The following is a 19,254-nucleotide window of genomic DNA, read 5'->3' as shown; positions in this document are numbered from 1 at the left end:
CGACGCACTTCGGGAGACACGATCATGCGCACGACCATCAAGATCATCGCAGCAGCAGCGGCCGCACTCACCTCGACGATCGGCATGGCCGCCGACGGCAAGCAGAGCTTCGTCCATGAGGGCAGCACGTACGTCTATACCTCGACGCAGGACCATGGCCGCCAGGTCATCGACGGCCGTCGCTATCCGTCGGGCCAGAAGTTCCACCTGATCGTCCGCGGCGACCACGTGTCGGGCGTATCGGGCGGCGTCCCGGTCGCGTTCAAGACCAACGAAGCCAATGGCGCGGCTGGCGGCATTGCTTCGGTTACGCGTTGAGCTAGTTAGCTTTTGAAAATTGCAGCGGCGGTCGGACCTCGGTCCGGCCGCCGTTTTGCGTTGTGAGGTAATCCTCCCCCGCAAGGGGGAGGTGGCGCCGAAGGTGACGGAGGGGGAGGAAGCACAACGGCGGTTTCGCGTCCTCCCCCTCCGTCTGGCAAATGCCAGCCACCTCCCCCTGGCGGGGGAGGATCAGTCGCTCAGAATCCTTCGGGCAGATCGATCGGGCCGACCAGGTCGCGATAGCGCGATACAGCGTACCGGTCCGTCATCCCGGCGATGAAATCCGCGATGTGGCGGCTGCGATGGGGGTCTTCGGTCGGCAGCCGCTCGCGCCATTCCTCGGGGATCGTCAGCGGGTCGTCACGGTAGACCGCGAACAGGCCCGAGACGATCCCGTGCGCAGCATCTGCCGCCGCGAGTTGCCGCGGGTGGTGATAGAGATTGGCGTACATGAAGCGCTTCAAGTCGCGCTCCGCCTCGCGCATCTCGGGCGAGAAGCCGACTAGGCATTGCCCCGCATCGCGGACGTCGTCGACGCTGGTGACGCCGCTCGCCGCGATCCGCTGGCGCGTCTCGGCGATCAGGTCGTTGACCATCGTCCCGATCTGCGTGCGGACGAGCTCGCCGACCAGGCGCTTCGGGTCAATATCGGGGAAGCGCCGCCGCACGTCGTCCCAGCCGCCCGCGACCAGAGGTACGGCCAGCATCTGGTCGAGCGTCAGCAACCCCGCGCGCAGGCCGTCGTCGATGTCGTGATTGTCGTAGGCGATATCGTCGGCGATCGCCGCGACCTGCGCTTCGAGGCTTGAGAAACTGGTCAGAGCGAGTGGGTATTTCGCGTCCGCCGTCGCCAGCGCCCAGCCCGGATGCCGCACCGGTCCATTATGCTTGGCCAGCCCTTCGAGCGTTTCCCATGTCAGGTTCAGCCCGTTCCACAACGGATACGGCCGCTCGATCGTCATCAGCGTGCGGAGCGTGTGGCCGTTGTGATCGAACCCGCCCTGCCCCTTGAGCGCCGCCTTCAGCGCATCTTCGCCGGCGTGACCGAACGGCGGATGACCGATGTCGTGCGCTAGACAGAGCGCCTCGGTCAGGTCCTCGTTAAGCGCCAAGGTCCGAGCGATCGTCCGGCCGATCTGCGCGACCTCGAGGCTGTGTGTCAGGCGAACGCGGAAATGATCGCCGTCGGGCGCCATGAACACCTGCGTCTTGTGACGCAGGCGACGGAAGCTGATCGAGTGGATGATCCGGTCGCGGTCGCGTTGGAAGGCGTCGCGCGGACCACGCGTGGACCCGTTCTGTTCCTCGTGAAGCCGTCCTTTGCTGCGCGCCGGGTCCGATGCCCACGGCGCGCGGTAACTCACTTGGCCGGCAACTTGGTGATGATCTCGCCGGGATCGCTGGTGAAGGTGAACGTCGGGACGCCTTCCTTGGCGAGCTGATTGACGAACGTGCGTGCCTCGGCATCGGTCTTGAACGGGCCGGCGAGCACGCGGTTGGTCGCCTTCCACGGCGCAGTCCAGCCGCCGCGAGCGCCGAACACGGTCGGTGCCTTGGCCTTCGCCTTCTTCCACGCCTTGGGCAGGTCGCCCTCGGTCGCGCCGGTCGACACCTGAACCCAGGTCCGCGCAGGATTGGCACGCGCAATCCGCTTTTCCTCGGCCGCAGCCTTGTCGGCGGCGAGCTTCTCGGCGGCGGCGGCCTTCTTCTCGGCAAGCGCCTTCTTGTCGGCGATCGCCTTTTTCGCCGCGGCCTTCTTGTCGAGCGCGGCCTTCTTGTCGGCGGCGAGCTTGTCCGCAGCCAGCGTCTTGGCGGCGATCGCCTTCGCCGCAGCGTCGCGCTCGGTCTTGGCCTTCGCCTCGGCCAGCACGCGCTCGGAATCATCCGGGACGGGGATGGCGGCGGCGGTCACGACCGGCGCGGGATGCATCGGCGCGACGTCGAGCTCCGACGCGGGGATCGACAGGCCCGCGACGATCCGCGCGAGGATCGAGTCCTCGCTCGCGGCGACCGCGTGGGTGCGTGGTGAGGATGTTGCGGTTACCGGCGCGGGCGTGGACGAACTAGTGAAGCCGGGCGTCGGCGTCTCGGCGCTGGCACTCTGCGTTGGGGCGACCTGCTGAACGGGCGCCTGCTGTATCGGAGTCTGTAGCGGCGAAACCGAGGGCGCCGCCGTCGCCGACGCTGCGAGCGCATTCGCCGCGCGGGTCGGATCGGGTTTTGCCTGTCCCAGCGGGATCGCCGCCATCTGCGTGGCTACGCTCTGCGGAAGCGTTCCCAGCGTCGATGGCGCTGGGACTGTGCGGGCAACCGGCGACGGGCTCGGCTGGATGGTGGCAGAGACGACGGAGTTCGTTTCCGCGGCTGGGTTGATACGAGTGCCCTGAGCGGCAACGTTAGGTGCTGAATAGCTTGGTTGCGAAGACTGAACGGTACGCGCCGGAAGCGGCTGGACCGTCTGCATCGGCGCCGCTGCGAGTTGGACGGGGGCGGCGTACGGGGTCCGAGCCGGAACCGTCGTCAGCGTACGTGGCGCGGTGGTGGTCGTCGGGACCGGTACCGACGTCGTCACGGGCACTGGTGTTGACGACGGTCGCGTTGCCGCTGCCATCTGGACACGGTCGCGGCTCGAGCGGCGATCGCGTTTGTCCTTCTTGCCGGTTGTCGCAGCGACTGCGGGTTGCGGTGTTACGGCTGCCAGCATTACCGGCGCGGTCGGATCTGCGGCGAGAATACCCAAGGGTGGCGCCATCCGAGCATCCGCGAGGCGGGCGGGCGTCGCGTGGACCTCGCCGAAATGTACTGCGAAAGCGCGGTCGCTTGCGGGCAGGTTCGGCAGGCGCTGAAAGAAGGGTTGCAGGCCTTGCGCGGTACCTGCGGGCATCATCGTCGTGGCGATCTTCTCGGCGCCGGCGACGTCCCCGTTCATCGCGAGGATGAACGCGCGGGAGCGCCATGCGCCGCGATCGCTCTTGAGCAGGAGCGGATTGAGCTGCTGGATCGCGAGATCGGGCTTGCCCGAGATGCCGAGCGACAACGCATAGCGCCGCGTCGTCTCGTCGTCGGGCGCATCGCGGAGTGCCACGCGGTAATCGCGTTGCGCCCGGTCCTGCTGGCCGATCAGGTCGTAGGCGAGCCCGCGATCGGCAGCGAAGTTACGCGGATCGAGGCCGAGACCCTCCGCCTGCGCATAATAGCGGAGCGCTTCGCCGGGACGCTCGGACCGTACGAGGATCGATGCCATCCCCGCCTTTGCGCGACCGTCGCGCGGGTTCACCTTTTCAGCGCGCGCGAACAGTGCGGCCGCACCGCTGAGATCGCCGAGACCCATCGACAGGTCGCCCGCCTTGATCAGCGCGTCGATGTTGCGCGGGTTGCTCGCGAGTTGGCGCATCACGTCGCCGAGCTTGTCCGCGTCGGTGGTGCCGGGGATCGCCTGGACGACGGCTTGCGCAGACGCGGCGGCTGGCACGGCCGCGAGCACGAGAGCCAGCGCGGCGGTCAGGAGATGATGGGAGGACCGGGTCATGAGGATCATCTGTCTAGACGCCAGCCCGACCGAACCGGCAATGTCTCGCACGCATGCGCGCGGCGAACTGGGCTGGGGCGGCGACGAATGCAGGGTTTTGGGTACGCAAGCGCTGTAGCCCTGCTTGGCGTGCCCTCACCCTTCGCCGCCTTTGGCGTCTCTCCCTCTCCCGGTGGGAGAGGGATTTGAGTCGCGACCGTATGGCCGTGAGGACGAACTTCCAGCAAAGTATTGAGAAGCTTCAGCTATTCCCGGCTTACTGGTTGTTCTGGCGATGCAGGAAGCGGGGGATGTCGAGCGGGTCCTGGGGAGCCGCCTCGCCGTCTTCCTTCGCTGCGCCGCGTGCCGCGTTGGACATGCGCTCGAACAGCGTACCGCCGAGCTTCACGCGCGGCGCGGCGGGAACCGCCTCGGGGGCAGCCTCGGCACCCGGAGCGAGCCAGCGGCGACGTGCACCACCCTCGTCCGCAGCCGGCGTCGGCACCGGAACAGCCGGCGCGATCGGTGCGCGAGCGGGCGGCACCGACGATGCCGACGCCGGACGCGCGATCGGACCACGACCGTAAGGCTCGTCGCCATACGTACGCGGTGCGGGAGCAGGCTGAGGAGCAGGAGCAACCGGCGCAGGCGCGGCCTGCGGTACCATCGTCTCGGCACCGAGCACCAGCTCGTCATCCGACTTCGACGCCGACGGCTCGACTTCCGACGACGCGTTCAGGTCGAGCGGCTCTTCGTCAGCGGACGACGCAGCAGGCGCGGCCGACGAAGCGGCGGGCTCGCTCGGACGGAACGACGTATTCTCGTCGGTCTTGCGCGATCCGAAGCTGAACGAGCGGGTCGGCTCGGGTGCAACTTCCGGAGGACGCGCATCGGCGTCGATCCCGGTCGCGACGACCGAGACGCGGATCTTGCCTTCGAGCTCTTGGTTGAACGCCGAACCCCAGATGATGTTCGCATCGGGATCGACCAGGTCGCGGATGTGATTCGCGGCTTCGTCGACTTCGAGCAGGCGCATGTCGTCGCCGCCGGTGATCGAGATGATGACGCCCTTCGCGCCGCGCATGCTGACGCCTTCGAGCAGCGGGTTCGAGATCGCCTTCTGTGCGGCTTCGAGCGCACGGTTGTCGCCGCTGGCCTCGCCGGTGCCCATCATCGCCTTGCCCATCTCCTGCATCACCGAGCGGACGTCGGCGAAATCGAGGTTGATGAGGCCCGGCATCACCATCAGGTCGGTGATGCTGCGGACGCCCTGCTGGAGCACCTCGTCCGCCATCGTGAACGCTTCCTTGAAGGTCGTGTTCGCGTTGGCGATGAGGAACAGATTCTGGTTCGGGATGACGATCAGCGTGTCGACGTACTTCTGCAGCTCGTCGATGCCGCCTTCGGCCGACTTGGCGCGACGGTTGCCCTCGAACGCGAACGGCTTGGTCACGACGCCGACGGTGAGGATGCCCATGTCGCGCGCCGCCTTGGCGATGACCGGCGCTGCGCCCGTGCCCGTACCGCCGCCCATGCCGGCGGTGATGAAGCACATGTGCGCGCCTTCGAGCATCTTGGCGAGCTGGTCGATCGTCTCTTCCGCCGCCGCGCGGCCGATCTCGGGACGCGAACCGGCGCCGAGACCTTGCGTGATCTTGGTACCCAGCTGGATCCGCTGCGGTGCGGTGGACTGCTTCAACGCCTGCGCGTCGGTGTTCGCCACGAGGAAGTCGACGCCCTGGACGTCGGCCCGCATCATGTTGGCGATCGCGTTGCCACCCGCGCCGCCGACGCCGATCACCGCGATGCGGGGGGCCAGATCGTCCACTTCGGGACTAAGGAATTCGATGCTCATCGCCGTTCTCCGCACAACCCGGTAGATACGCTACGGCCGGGCCCCTGATTAATCTGTGTGCACCAACGTCACGGCCTGTTCCAGCCGAAATAACGCCAGCGCCCTCGAAACTCTTAATAATTCGCGCGTGCCGCCTGAATCAACTTGCGCATCATGCCCATACCCTTTGGCCGATGCACCGTCGTCCGCTGCGGCGCGAGCCCGCGAAGGTCGATCGGGTTGGTCGCCGCATAGAAGGCCAACCCCGCTAGCGTCGCGAACGCCGGTCCGCCATGCGCTTCCGGCAGCGCGGTCAGACCACGCGGTCGACCGATCCGCACCGACCGCCCGAGCGCCTGTTGCGCATAGTCGGCGATGCCCTTCAGCTCGGCACCACCGCCGGTCAGCACGACCTGACGCCCGACCGGCCCCTCGAACTTCAGCTTGGTGAGCGCGTTGCGCACTTCGCCCATCTGATGCTCGAGCCGCTGGCGGATCACGCCGATCAGCTGCGCCTTGGTGATCTGCGCGCCCTCGCCCGCGCCGTCCTCCGCGGAGATCGGCATGACCGGGATCATGTCGTGATTGTCGCGGGGGCTGGCGTTGGCCGATCCGTGGAAGCACTTCATCCGCTCGGCATTCTGCCGCCGCGTGCCGAATGCGCTGGCGATGTCGTCGGTAATGTCCTGCGCGCCGATCGGGATCGAGGTCAGCCCGACCAGCATGCCCCCGGCGAACAGCGACACGTTGGTGATCCCCGCCCCCATCTCGACCAGCGCGACGCCAAGCTCGCGCTCCTCGTCGCTGAGGCAGGCGAGCCCCGTCGCGACCGGCGAAGCGATGATCGACTTTACTTCGAGATGCGCCGACCGCACGCACAGATCGAGGTTGCGTACCGGCGAACCATCAGCGGCGACGACATGGATATGCACGCCAAGCCGATCGGCATGCAGACCAAGCGGCGTCTTCACGCCCGTCAGCCCATCGAGCGTATAAAGCGCCGGTTGCGCGTGCAGCACCATGCGGCCCTGCGGATCGATCGAGTTGCGCCCCGCGGCGAGCAACGCATCGATATCCTGCTGTTCGACGCGGTGGCCGCCAAGCTCGAACTCGACCTCGGCGACGTCGGACACGAGCCCGCCGGCCGAGAACCCGACCCAGACATTCTCGATGTTGATCCCGGCGATCCGCTCGGCCTGCTCGACCGCCTCGCGCACTGCCGCTTCGGTCGTCGCCATGTCGGCGATATAGCCGCGCTTGACGCCCCGGCTCTCGCGCTGGCCGGTGCCGAGCACGATCAACTCGCCGCCGTCCCCCTTCTGCGCGATCATCGCCGAAACCTTCGACGACCCGATATCGAGCGCCGTGATCAGCCCTTCCGGTGCCACCTTCGCCATGTCATCCCTCCCCGCCCGTTACGTTCGCGCCCGCCGTTTGCGACGGAGTATTGGTAGTCTCGCCCGTTGCCGGCACGCTTGCCCCCGCGCTGGCAGGTGCCGGCACGTCGACGCTGTGCGCCAGGCTCGCGCCCGGCTTGCGCGCGACCAGCTTGGTCGGATCGCGCATGTCGAACCGGATCCAACCGCGCCCCAGCAGCGGCCTCGCCCCATCCAGTTCGGCGAACTTCACCAGCGCACGCGGCGCACCGTCTTCCGGCAGCGCCAACGTCTCGCCGCTCTCGAACGTCAGGTCCCAGCGTCGATTGCCGACCCAGGTCGCGGCCTTCACGCGCGGCTTCAGCGCGGGCGCGGCGGCGAGCAACGTCTGGTACGACGCTTCCTGCCGATCCGCGCCCGGCCCGATCACCAGCGGCAGGTTCGGGATGGCATCGGGCTGGACCGGCTCCAGCAAAACGCCCGACGAATCGATCAGCGTAAGTTGCCCATTGTCCTGCCACACCGCGGCGGGCGTGCGCTCGACGATATCGACCAGCATCGTGTTGGGCAGCCGCCGCGAGACATGCGCGTCCGCGATCCAGCCATAGCGCAGCAGTTTTTGGCGCACCGCTTCCAGGTCGACCGACAGCATCGACGTCTGGTTCTGCTTGTCCTCCAGCGCGACCGCATAGACCGACATCCGGTCCATCCGCTTGAGGCCGGTCACCTCGATCTGCTCGACCTTGAAGCCCGCGCGCCCGGCACCCTCGGCGACCGCCGCGCCGATCATCCCCGGGATGCCGACCCACGTCGCCGCCGCGATCGCCACAGCCCCGCCCGCGCCGAGAATCGACCACGTCGCGATTTTCCGCAGCGTGTCCTCGCTGACCGGAAGCATCCCGACCAGCCGGTCCATCACCGACACCTTCTTGACCACGACTTTCCGTCGCGGGGCGGGCCGCTTGGGCGGCGGACCGCGCTTGATCGTGCGGCTCATGGGGAAGGATGATCCTGAAGCGCCTCATCGACGATCGCCTGGACCAGCTCGGCATAGCTCATGCCGATATGCCGCGCCTGTTCGGGCACGAGGCTCAGCGGCGTCATCCCCGGCTGCGTGTTCACCTCGAGCAGGAACAGCCCGTCGACGCCGCGCTCGTCATCCCAACGGAAGTCCGACCGCGACGCGCCCTTGCAGCCGAGCAACCGGTGCGCTTCGAGCGCGAGGCTCTTGCACGCGTCGGTGATCTCGTCGGGAATCTCCGCCGGGCAGACGTGAACGGTCATTCCGTCGGTGTATTTCGCGTCGTAATCGTACCAGCCGCTCTTGGGCTTCAACTCGGTCACGCCCAGTGCCTTGCCGCCGAGCACCGCGGTCGTCAGCTCACGCCCACGAATATACGGCTCGGCGAGCAATTCCTCGAACTCTCCCCACGGCCCGACGCTGTCGCGCGAAATCGGATTGCCGTAATTGCCGCTGTCGGTGACGATCGCCACGCCAACCGAGGAGCCCTCGTTGACCGGCTTCAGCACGTAGGGCCGCGCCATCGGATCGCTCTCGAACAAATCCGCCGACTTGACGATCCGCCCACCCGGCATCGGCACGCCCGCGGGCACGAGCAGCAGCTTGGTCAGCACCTTGTCGATCGCAATCACCGACGTAGCGAGGCCGGAGTGCGTGTATCGCAGCCCCATCAGGTCGAGCAGCCCCTGTACCGAACCGTCCTCGCCGGGGGTGCCGTGTAGTGCGTTGAACACGAGGTCGGGCTGCGCCTCGGCGAGTTTAGCGGCAACATCCCGCCCCATATCGATCCGCGTAACCCGGTGCCCAAGCGACTCAAGTGCGTCCGCACAGCCATTGCCGGACATCAGCGAAACCTCACGCTCCGCCGACCAGCCGCCCATGAGCACCGCGATGTGAAGAGCCGCACTCACTGCTCCCCTCCCGCATGCGAGAGGGGTCGGGGGAGGGGTTGATGCGAGATGCCGGTATCCAGACCGCCCTCCCCCGACCTCTCCCGCGAGCGGGAGGGGAGGTACTCACCAACCCGCTGGATTTCCCATTCCAACGTCACCCCCGAATGCGCCTTCACCTTGTCGCGTACCTCTTCACCCAGCGCCTCGATCTCCGCGCTCGACGCGGACCCGAGGTTCAGCAGGAAATTGCAATGCTTCTCGCTGACCTGCGCATCACCGCGAGTCAGCCCCCGACACCCGGCCGCGTCGATCAACGCCCACGCCTTGTGCCCCTCGGGGTTCTTGAATGTAGAGCCCCCGGTGCGCGACCGCAAAGGCTGCGATGCCTCGCGCTCGGCCGCGATCCGGTCCATCTCGGCACCGATCACGGCTGGTTCGCCGGGCGTGCCGGAGAACACTGCCTCGACTACAACCGCACCAGCGGGTAGATCCGAATGGCGATAGGTGAAGCCGAGCTTCTCGGCGGACCAGGTCTCGACCAAACCCTCACGCGTGACCACGGTAGCCTCGACCAGAATATCGCTGACATCGCGACCGTAAGCACCCGCGTTCATCCGAACCGCACCGCCGACGGTGCCCGGGATTCCACGCAGAAACTCGAGCCCGGCAATCCCAGCATCCCGCGCGGCACTGGCAACGGTGATCCCCATCGCCCCCGCGCCCGCACGAACGCGACCGTCCTCAACCGAAACCTTAGCCATAGCTTTGGGAAGCCGCACGACGACCCCCGGCACGCCGCCATCGCGCACGATCAGGTTCGAGCCTACACCAACCGGCAGCACTGGCGTGGAAGGGTCGAGGTCACGCAAATATGCGGCCAGAGCGTTCGCCGTATCGGGTCGCACTAGGGTCTCCGCCGGCCCACCAGTCCGAAACCATATGAAAGCCGCCAGCGAAGCCCCTGCCTCGACCTTGATTCCCCTCCCGCTTGCAGGAGGGGTTAGGGGAGGGAGTGACATAGCCGCGCCCGTGCCGTCGGAGGAGGCCGAAGCCCCTCCCCCGACCCCTCCCGCAAGCGGGAGGGGAGCAGAAGCGCGAGCGTTCACGCCAGCACCTTCGCGCGCTCGGCCGCGATCGCATCGGCCAACCCGGCCGCCCATTTCGTGATGTCGCCAGCCCCCAGACAAACAACCATGTCGTCAGCCTCGATCGTCGCCGCCAGTTCCACCGCCAGCGCATCAGCGTCCGCGACCACACCCGCGAACCGGTGCCCGCGCCGCTTCAACCCCTCGACCAGAGCAGCCGCGTCGACGCCCTCCACAGGCGCCTCGCCCGCCGCATAAACCGGCGTCACCAGCACGCGATCCGCGTCGTTGAACGCAGTCTGGAAATCCTCCATCAGATTGCCCAGACGCGAATACCGATGCGGCTGGACGACCGCGATTACGCGACCCTTCACGCCCTCACGTGCCGCCGCCAAGACGGCGCGGATTTCGACCGGGTGATGGCCATAGTCGTCGATGATCGTGACACCGGCCACTTCGCCGACCTTGGTGAACCGCCGCTTCACGCCACCGAACTTGGCGAACCCCTGCTGGATCGTCGCGTCCGCGATGCCGAGTTCCAGCGCCACGCCGATCGCCGCCAGCGCGTTCTGCACGTTGTGCCGACCCGGCATCGGCATCTCGATTCCCGCGATCGTCCGCGTCGCGCCATCACGCTCGCGCACCACGCAATCGAAGCGGTTGCCGCCCGGGATCGGCGTAACCTCGACGCCGCGCACATCCGCCTGCGCCGAGAAACCGTACGTCACCACCCGACGATCGCGCACCCGCGGCAGGATCCCCTGCACTTCCGGATGATCGAGACACAGCAGCGCCGCACCATAGAACGGCACGTTCTCGACGAACTCGACGAACGCATCCTTCACCGCGTCGAACGATCCGTAATGGTCGAGATGCTCGGGATCGATGTTAGTCACCACCGCGATCGTACCATCGAGCCGCAGGAAACTGCCGTCGCTCTCGTCCGCCTCGACGACCATCCAGTCGCTCGCACCCAGCCGCGCGTTCGAGCCGTAGGAGTTGATGATCCCGCCATTGATGACCGTCGGATCGACCCCGCCCGCATCGAGCAACGCCGCGACCATCGACGTCGTCGTTGTCTTCCCGTGCGTGCCCGCCACCGCGACGGTCGACTTCAACCGCATAAGTTCCGCCAGCATTTCCGCCCGCCGCACCACCGGTACGCGCGCATTGAGCGCCGCCTCGACCTCCGGGTTCGAGCGGACGATCGCGGTCGACACGACCACCACCGCGGCGTCGCCGATGTTCGACGCGGCATGACCGATCGCGACCGGAATGCCCTTGTCGCGCAATCCCTGCACGACATAGCCCTCGGCGACGTCCGAGCCCTGCACGCGGTAGCCAAGATTCTTCATCACCTCGGCGATGCCCGACATGCCGATCCCGCCGATCCCGACGAAATGGATCGTGCCGATATCCGTTGCGACACCCTTCATGCGAACTGCGCCTTGGGCTTGGAGGGCGCGCCGACCGGAATCCGCGACAATGGCGCGTCAAGGCTCTCGACCAGATCGGCCAGATCGCTTGCGGCGTTCGGCCGCCCGCAACTCCGCGCACGCCCCGCCGCGTTCTGCAACGCCGCCGGATCGAGCCCGAGTTTCTGCATCTGCTTGGCCAGTTCCACTGCGGTAAAGTCTCCCTGCGCGATCGTCCGCGCGCCGCCCGCCCGCGTGATCTCGCGCGCGTTCACGGTCTGGTGATCGTCGGTCGCACCCGGCAGCGGCACCAGGATCGCCGGACGCCCCGCCGCGGTCAGTTCCGAAATCGTCGAAGCGCCCGCGCGTGCGATCACCAGATGCGCCCAGGCCAGCTGCTCGGGCATGTCGGGCAGATACGTCGCCAGCTCGGCCGGAATATGATGCTCGGCGTACTTTGCGCGGACCGCATCGATATCCTCGATCCGCGCCTGATGCGTTACCTGCAACCGCCGACGGAAGGTCACCGGCAGCATCGCCAGGCCGTCGGGCACGACCTGCGACAGGATGCTCGCCCCCTGGCTGCCACCAGTCACGAGCACGCGAAAAATCCCATCCTCCTCCAGCAACGGATACGGCCGCGAGCGTAGCGCCAGCACCGCCTCGCGCACCGGGTTGCCGACCAGATGCGCCTTGCCCAGCAGCTTCGGCGCGAGGCGCTCGGTCGGCTCGGACGAGGTCGCGATCGCGTCCACGCGGCCCGCGACGAAACGGTTCACGCGCCCCAGCACCGCGTTCTGCTCATGCACCGCAGTCGGGATCTTGTCCGCGAACGCCGCCAGCAATGCCGGCAACGCAGGATAGCCGCCGAAGCCGATCACCGCGGCGGGCTTGAACGTCCGGTACAGTTCGCGCGCCATCGCCCGCCCGCGCCACATCTCCCGCGTGGCCCGAGCCCAGCCGAGCGGCCCGCCGGTAAAGCGTCCAGCCGGCAGGACATGCGTCTGAATGTCCTCGAACAGCCCCGGAAACCGCACGCCACGCGCATCGCTGACCAGCGCAACGCGGTGGCCACGCTTCGTCAGTTCGGCCGCGAGCGCCGCCGCCGGGACCATGTGTCCGCCCGTTCCACCGGCTGCGAGGACGTAATGCTTACTCATTCACCACTCCAGCGGACGACATAGGGGCTCCGCGTGAGAAACGGATTGCGCCGGGTAAACGCCAGCAGCAACCCCATGCCGACCGACAACGCGATCATCGACGACCCGCCATAGCTGATGAACGGCAGCGTCATACCCTTCGACGGCGCGAGGCCGGTGTTGACCGCCATGCTCACCAGCGCCTGCGCGCCGAACTGTGTCGCAAGGCCCGCGGAGGCCAGCAGCTTGAATTCATCCTGCTCGTCCAGCAGCTTGACGAACACGCGCACCACGATCGCCAAGAAGATCACCGCGATCACCGAACATGCGATCAGCCCGAACTCCTCGCCGATCACCGAGAAGATATAGTCGGTATGCGCCTCGGGCAGCCCGAATTTCGCCGCACCAGCGCCGGGGCCTGTTCCGGTCCAGCCACCCGCGGTCAGCGTGTTATGCGCCGCATTCGTCTGGAAATGGTCGCCTGCGCCCTCGCCCTCGACACCCGGAAACAGGAACGCATCGATCCGCGACCGCGCCACGCCATAGAACACATACGCGGCGATCAGCCCCGCCGGCGCCATCGCGACGAGGCCGAGCATCACCTTGGCCGGCGTCCCCGCGATCATCAGCAACGCCATCCAGACCGAGCAGAAGATGATCGTCTGGCCGAAATCGGGTTGCAGCATCAGCAGCACCGCCACGCCCGCGGTCATCGCGCCGGTGATCAGCACGGTCGGCAGCTCGGCATCCTTCGCACGCAGCGACAACAGCCACGCGACCGTGACGATGAACAGCGGTTTCAGGAACTCCGACGGCTGGAACTGCGCGAACCCGACGCCGAGCCAGCGCCGTGCGCCATTCGCCTCGACCCCGATGAACGGCGTCACCATCAGCATCAGCACGAACAGCGCGCAGCCGCCGATCGCCATCCGCCGCGCCATCGACACGGGCATCATCGACACGCCGAACAGCACGGGTAGCGACACGCCGACCCACATCAACTGTCGCCAGAAATAATAGAGCGGCGCGATCTTGTGATGCTCGCCCGAATAGCGAACCGCGCTGGCCGGCGACGCCGCTGCGACCGCGATCAGCCCGATCGCGATCAGGAACAGCGTCAGCAGCAGCAACATCCGGTCGATATCCCAGAACCACGTGCCGAGCGGCGACTGATCGCCACGCCCGCCGCGTCGCTTCATCTTGGCGACGATGCTGGTCTTCGGTGTGCCCATGTCAATGGTTCCAGCGCGGATATCGGTCATGCCAGCGAGTCCACCGCGGCGCGGAACGCAGCCCCGCGCGCTTCGTAATCGCGAAACTGGTCGAAGCTAGCACAGGCGGGGGATAACAAAACAGTGTCGCCGGGTTTGGCGTTTGCGGCGGCGGCTCGGACCGCTGCATCGAGCGTGCCGACGTTATCGACGGGCATCGAGTCCTTCAGAATTTCAGCGAATTTCGGGCCAGCCTCACCGATCGTGTAGGCGTGGACAACGTGGCCAAAGGCGGGCTTGCAGGCGTCGAGGTCATCACCCTTCGCGCGGCCGCCGACGATCCAGTGGACCCGGTCGAACGCGGCAAGCGCGGGCGCGGTGCTCTCGGGATTGGTCGCCTTGCTGTCGTCGACATAGGCAACTCCGCCATACGCGGCGATCTGCTCCATCCGGTGCGGCAGGCCCGTGAAACTCGTGAGGCCGCGGTCGATGTCGACCTCGCTTACGCCCAGCGCCTTGACCACGGCGATCGCAGCGAGTGCGTTCTGGGCGTTGTGCGGGCCCTGGAGCGTCGGCCAGCTGCTCTGATCCATGCACACGCCGGGCGCGATCTTGGTGAGGTGCTCGCCCTTCGCCGACAGTCCGCGCGCGATCTCGGCGGACGGCGTATCGCCGATGCCGATCACGGCGTCATGCTCGGCCGACTGCATCGCGAACAGCCGCGCCTTGGAGGCCGCATAGCCTTCGAACCCGTCATACCGGTCGAGATGATCCGGCGTGATGTTGAGCAGCACCGCGACGTCGCAATCGAGCGTCTGCGTCAGGTCGATCTGATAGCTCGACAGTTCGAGCACATAGACGCCGCCCTCGGGGAGCGCTTCCTGCTCGAGGATCGGCAGGCCGATATTGCCGCCCATCAGCGTGGGGATGCCGGCGGTCTTGAGGATGTGGTGGACGAGCGCGGTGGTGGTCGACTTGCCGTTGGTGCCGGTGATGCCGACGACTCTGTGCGGAGGGAGGTCGGCTCGGGCTTGGGCGAAGAGTTCGATGTCGCCGATGACGGGGACGCCTGCCGCACGCGCGGCGGCGGCGAGAGGATGCGTGTTGAGGGGCACCCCCGGCGACACGACCCAAGCGTCGAACCTCGAAAGGTCCTCCAACGGCGCGACGATCAAATCCTCCCCGGCACGGGGAGGGGGACCGCCAGCCGTAGGCTGGTGGTGGAGGGGGGCATCCGCAAGCGAAACGCCTGGAACAGCCCCCCCTCCACCAGCAGAGCTGGTCCCCCTCCCCGTACCGGGGAGGATTGCGTCACGCCGAGCCTCGTCCGAGTCCCAAGCGACGACCTGCGCACCGCCAGCCACCAACGCCCGCACAGTCGCAGCGCCCGACCGCGCCAGCCCCAGCACCGCATAGCGTTTCCCGCGCCAAGCCTGCGCGACAATCACCGCAGCTTCAACGTCGACAGACCGACCAGCGCCAGCACCAACGCAATGATCCAGAACCGGATCACCACCGTCGCCTCGGCCCAGCCGAGCTGTTCAAAATGATGGTGGATCGGCGCCATCCGGAACACGCGCTTGCCGGTGCGCTTGTAGAAGAACACCTGGATGATCACCGACAGCGCCTCGATCACGAACAGCCCGCCGATGATCCCCAGCACGATCTCGTGATGCGCAACGACCGCGATCGTCCCCAGCGCACCACCGAGCGCTAGGCTCCCGGTATCGCCCATGAACACCGCGGCGGGCGGCGCATTGAACCACAGGAACGCAAGCCCCGCGCCGACGATCGCCCCGCAGAAGATCGCCAGTTCACCCGCGCGAGGGACATGCGGAATGCCGAGGTAATCGGCGAACTTAACGTTTCCGACCAGATACACGATCACCATGAACGCCACACTGGCGATGATCACCGGCATCGTCGCCAGCCCGTCGAGCCCATCGGTCAGGTTCACCGCATTGCCGAACGACACGATCGTGAACGCGGCGAACACCGGGAAGAACCAGCCGAGATCGAGGTACATGCGCGAGGTGAACGGCAAATACAGATGCGGCCCGTTCTGCGACATGATGATCGTCGCGGCGACACCGGCGATGATGAACTCGAGCAACAACCGCGTGCGCCCGCTGATCCCCGCGGTGCTCGCCTTGCGCACCTTGTCATAGTCGTCGAGGAACCCGATCGTCCCGAAGCCGAGCGTCACGAACAGGCACGCCCAGACATACGGGTTGCTCAGGTCCATCCACAGGAAGATCGCGAGGCACATCGAGGTGAGGATCATCAGCCCGCCCATCGTCGGCGTGCCGCGCTTCGACAGATGCGACTGCGGGCCGTCGGCGCGGATCGGCTGGCCCTTGCCCTGCCGCACGCGCAACCAGCCGATGAACTTCGGCCCGATGATCAGGCCGATGATCAGCGCGGTCGCGACCGCGCCACCGGTCCGCACCGTCTGATAGCGGATGAGGTTCAGCAGGCCGGGAAACCCCAGATGCTCGGCGAGCCAGTACAACATTCAGTTAATCCCGCCTTTGAGGCCAGCCTGGAGACCCGCTACGACGCGCGCGAGGCCTACCCCGTTCGATCCCTTGACGAGCACGACATCGCCCGGCGCCAGGATCGTCCGTAACGACGCGAGCGCGGCCGCAGCGTCGCCCACATGGACGGTTTCGATCTGTCCCTCAAGCACCTGCGCTAACGGCGCCATCGCTTCACCGACGAGCAGCGCCATTTCGACGCGCGCGGCGAGGATGGGCTCGGCCAGGGCGGCGTGATAGTCGTCCGAGCCCTCGCCCAGTTCGCGCATCTCGCCAAGCACCGCGATGTGGCGGCCCGGCTCGTGGCTGAGGACGCTTAACGTCGCGCGCATCGAGGCGGGGTTGGCGTTGTAGCTCTCGTCGATCACCAGCGCCTGGCCTTCGCCGACGGTCACCAGCGACCGCGCACCACGGCCTTGCAGCCCACCAAGCTCAGCCAGCGCGAGTCCAGCCAGCCCGAGATCACCCCCGGCCGCTTGCACGCACGCAAGAACGCCAAGCGCATTAGACACCCAGTGCGCGCCTGGCTGCGCGATCGTGAAGCTCAGCTCGTGCTCCGCCCCCTGCCCCATCCGCGCGGTGACGAACGTCCCGCCGGTCGGCAGCCGCATCGCCTCGATCGCGCGGACATCGGCGCCCTTCTCGCTGCCGAACGTCACGATGTGCGCAGCATGGGGCGCGGCGTGTCCGAGCAGCCGGTCGCGGTGCGGGCTGTCATAGGGGACGATCGCGGTCCCGTCCGGTTCGAGCCCGGCAAAGATTTCCCCCTTGGCATCGGCGATCGCGCGCTCGTCGGGAAAGAACGCGGTATGCGCAGGCGCAATCGCGGTAATCATCGCGATGTGCGGGCGGACCAGCTGGGTCAGGTCGGCAAGTTCGCCAGCATGGTTCATCCCCATCTCAAACACGCCGAACTTCGCATCGCGCGGCATGCGGGCGAGGCTGAGCGGGACGCCGGTGTGGTTATTGTAGCTCTTGACCGAGCGATGCACCTCGCCGGGCGCCGCGCGGTCGAGGCAGGCGAACAGCGCCTCCTTCGCGCTGGTCTTGCCGACGGAACCGGTGACACCGATGATCGTGGCGGTGGAGCGCGCGCGGCTGGCGCGGCCGAGGGCCTGGAGCGCCACGAAGCTGTCCGCCACGAGCACGTGCGGGTGGTCGCAAGGCTCCGACACGATCGCCCCCGCCGCGCCTTGGGCGAAGGCTTGATCGAGGAACAGGTGCCCGTCGCTGGTTTCCCCCTTCATCGCCACGAACAAGTCGCCCGGGCCAACCTCGCGCGAATCGAACGCAACGCCGCTGACTGCGAAGTTGCCAGACGCCACACCACCGGTAGCGGCAGCGATCTCGGCTGAAGTCCACAGACTCACTGCTCCCCTCCCGCCTGCGGGAGGGGTCGGGGGAGGGGCTGACGAAACGGGCCGGACGCCAGTACGTACGTCGCGCCCTCCCCTAGCCCCTCCCGCAGGCGGGAGGGGAAAGAAGACATCGCCGTCCTCACGCCGCGCACTCCCGCGCCACCGTCACGTCGTCGAACGGCAAGACCATGTCGCCAACAATCTGTCCCTGCTCATGCCCCTTGCCGGCGATCAGCACGATATCCTCGGGCCCAGCCTCGCGCACAGCAGCCCCGATCGCCGCACGCCGGTCGCCGATTTCCTCAGCCCCCCGCGCGCCCTTCAGGACGTCGCAGCGGATCGCGCGCGCGTCCTCGGTCCGGGGGTTGTCGTCGGTGACGATCACGCGGTCGGCGTGTTGCACCGCGACCTGCCCCATCGTTTCGCGCTTGCCGGTATCGCGATCACCGCCGGCGCCAAACACCACGATCAGCTTGCCGCCGGCATGTGGCTTAAGCGCAGCGATTGCTGCTTCGAGAGCATCGGGAGTGTGGGCGTAATCCACGTACACCGGGGCACCCGACTTCGCGATCACCGCGCGCTCCAGCCGCCCACGCACCGGCTGCAATCGCGCAAGATTGGCGATCGTTGCCGCCACATCGCCCCCGGTCGCGATCACCAGCCCAGCAGATACCAGCGCATTCGCCGCCTGGTAGGCACCGATCAGCGGCAAGGTGACCTTATACGTCTGGCCCTCGGCCTCGATCGTCAACCCCTGCCCGAGCAACGTCGGATCGCGCCCCACCAGCCGCAGCGTCTCTCCCTGCGTGCCGACCGTCACCAAGCGATTGCCACGCTCGCGCGCCAGATCGATCACCCGCGCCGACTGCGGATCATCCGCCCAGACAACCGCGGCGCCGTCGGTCGACAACACCTCAGAAAACAGCCGGATCTTGGCGGTAAAATACGCCGCCATGTCGCCGTGATAGTCGAGATGATCGCGACTGAGGTTCGTGAACGCCGCGGCAGCCACCTTTAGACCCTCGGTCCGGTACTGCGTCAGGCCGTGGCTCGACGCCTCGAACGCGAGATGCGTGACGCCCTCACGCGCGAGCCCCGCCACGTTCGACAGGAACGTCACCACGTCCGGCGTCGTCAGCCCGGTCGTCACTCGCTCGTCCGCCGTCGTAACCCCCAGCGTCCCGATCGAAGCCGCATGAAACCCCGCCATCCGCCAGAGTTGCCGAGTCATCTCGACACACGACGTCTTCCCGTTCGTCCCGGTAATCGCCACAGAAACCTCGGGAAACGGCGCGAAGAACTTCGCGGCCAGTTGCGCGAACCGCTCGCGGGGATTGTCATCGGCAATGTAGGTGGCGCCCTCGACCGTCAGGCCCGGCCGCGCGACCACCGCGATCGCGCCGGACCGGATCGCGTCCTCGATATAATCCTCGCCATTCACGCGCGCACCTTCGAACGCGCCGAACACCGTGCCCGGCGCGACCTTGCGGTGATCGATCGCGAACCCCGTCACCTGCGCCTCTTCCGTCCCGTCGGTCAGCGCTGCGAGTTTCATG

The 19,254-nt window shown here is 67.1% G+C and carries 15 protein-coding genes; 1 reads left to right on the top strand and 14 read right to left on the bottom strand.

Translation table 11 applies throughout. The features are described 5' to 3' along the window. Positions 1–24 precede the first annotated feature (24 nt). Positions 25–318 (top strand): hypothetical protein, encoded by a 294-nt coding sequence (locus tag C8J42_RS02585; protein ID WP_133018795.1) that lies wholly within the window; start codon positions 25–27, stop codon positions 316–318. Positions 319–518: 200 nt separating this feature from the next. Here the strand turns inward: C8J42_RS02585 and C8J42_RS02580 are convergent, their stop codons facing one another. The 14 genes from C8J42_RS02580 to C8J42_RS02515 form a co-directional block, all read right to left on the bottom strand. Beyond that, entirely contained in the window at positions 519–1,685 is a 1,167-nt protein-coding gene (locus tag C8J42_RS02580; protein ID WP_133018794.1) for a deoxyguanosinetriphosphate triphosphohydrolase, read from the bottom strand. Continuing rightward, the gene (locus tag C8J42_RS02575; RefSeq protein ID WP_133018793.1) at positions 1,682–3,850 is read right to left on the bottom strand and encodes an SPOR domain-containing protein; all 2,169 of its coding nucleotides are present in this window, start codon (positions 3,848–3,850) and stop codon (positions 1,682–1,684) included. Before C8J42_RS02575 ends, C8J42_RS02580 begins: the two co-directional genes overlap by 4 nt. A gap of 256 nt (positions 3,851–4,106) precedes the next feature. Beyond that, positions 4,107–5,684, bottom strand: coding sequence for a cell division protein FtsZ (gene ftsZ / locus C8J42_RS02570; RefSeq protein WP_121884438.1), 1,578 nt, complete (start codon positions 5,682–5,684; stop codon positions 4,107–4,109). A 113-nt stretch (positions 5,685–5,797) separates the two neighbouring features. Beyond that, the gene (gene ftsA / locus C8J42_RS02565) at positions 5,798–7,060 is read right to left on the bottom strand and encodes a cell division protein FtsA (RefSeq protein ID WP_056051322.1); all 1,263 of its coding nucleotides are present in this window, start codon (positions 7,058–7,060) and stop codon (positions 5,798–5,800) included. Between the two features lies 1 nt (position 7,061). Next, entirely contained in the window at positions 7,062–8,036 is a 975-nt protein-coding gene (locus C8J42_RS02560; protein WP_133018792.1) for a cell division protein FtsQ/DivIB, read from the bottom strand. Further along, positions 8,033–8,971, bottom strand: coding sequence for a D-alanine--D-alanine ligase (locus C8J42_RS02555; RefSeq protein ID WP_133018791.1), 939 nt, complete (start codon positions 8,969–8,971; stop codon positions 8,033–8,035). Before C8J42_RS02555 ends, C8J42_RS02560 begins: the two co-directional genes overlap by 4 nt. Continuing rightward, a complete protein-coding gene (murB, locus tag C8J42_RS02550; RefSeq protein WP_133018790.1) occupies positions 8,968–9,972 on the bottom strand; it encodes a UDP-N-acetylmuramate dehydrogenase in 1,005 nt (334 codons plus the stop codon). The genes C8J42_RS02555 and murB overlap by 4 nt, the downstream gene beginning before the upstream one ends. Before the next feature lie 83 nt (positions 9,973–10,055). Beyond that, entirely contained in the window at positions 10,056–11,474 is a 1,419-nt protein-coding gene (murC, locus tag C8J42_RS02545; RefSeq protein WP_133018789.1) for a UDP-N-acetylmuramate--L-alanine ligase, read from the bottom strand. Then, positions 11,471–12,613 carry an undecaprenyldiphospho-muramoylpentapeptide beta-N-acetylglucosaminyltransferase gene (gene murG, locus C8J42_RS02540; RefSeq protein WP_056486645.1) on the bottom strand — a complete coding sequence of 381 codons (1,143 nt, stop codon included), beginning with the start codon at positions 12,611–12,613 and terminating at the stop codon, positions 11,471–11,473. The genes murC and murG overlap by 4 nt, the downstream gene beginning before the upstream one ends. Continuing rightward, positions 12,610–13,791 carry a putative peptidoglycan glycosyltransferase FtsW gene (locus tag C8J42_RS02535; RefSeq protein ID WP_060526809.1) on the bottom strand — a complete coding sequence of 394 codons (1,182 nt, stop codon included), beginning with the start codon at positions 13,789–13,791 and terminating at the stop codon, positions 12,610–12,612. Before C8J42_RS02535 ends, murG begins: the two co-directional genes overlap by 4 nt. Before the next feature lie 59 nt (positions 13,792–13,850). Next, the gene (murD, locus tag C8J42_RS02530) at positions 13,851–15,251 is read right to left on the bottom strand and encodes a UDP-N-acetylmuramoyl-L-alanine--D-glutamate ligase (RefSeq protein WP_133018788.1); all 1,401 of its coding nucleotides are present in this window, start codon (positions 15,249–15,251) and stop codon (positions 13,851–13,853) included. Next, complete coding sequence (gene mraY, locus C8J42_RS02525) at positions 15,248–16,318, bottom strand: phospho-N-acetylmuramoyl-pentapeptide-transferase (RefSeq protein ID WP_056051331.1); 1,071 nt, start codon at positions 16,316–16,318, stop codon at positions 15,248–15,250. The genes murD and mraY overlap by 4 nt, the downstream gene beginning before the upstream one ends. Beyond that, positions 16,319–17,710 (bottom strand): UDP-N-acetylmuramoyl-tripeptide--D-alanyl-D-alanine ligase, encoded by a 1,392-nt coding sequence (gene murF, locus C8J42_RS02520; protein WP_133018787.1) that lies wholly within the window; start codon positions 17,708–17,710, stop codon positions 16,319–16,321. 127 nt (positions 17,711–17,837) lie between these two features. Continuing rightward, a complete protein-coding gene (locus tag C8J42_RS02515) occupies positions 17,838–19,253 on the bottom strand; it encodes a UDP-N-acetylmuramoyl-L-alanyl-D-glutamate--2,6-diaminopimelate ligase (RefSeq protein WP_133018786.1) in 1,416 nt (471 codons plus the stop codon). Position 19,254: the final 1 nt, after the last annotated feature.

This window comes from Sphingomonas sp. PP-CE-1A-559 (assembly GCF_004340965.1).
In the GTDB taxonomy this organism is placed as follows: domain Bacteria; phylum Pseudomonadota; class Alphaproteobacteria; order Sphingomonadales; family Sphingomonadaceae; genus Sphingomonas.
This window is presented reverse-complemented; position numbering and strand designations above follow the sequence as displayed.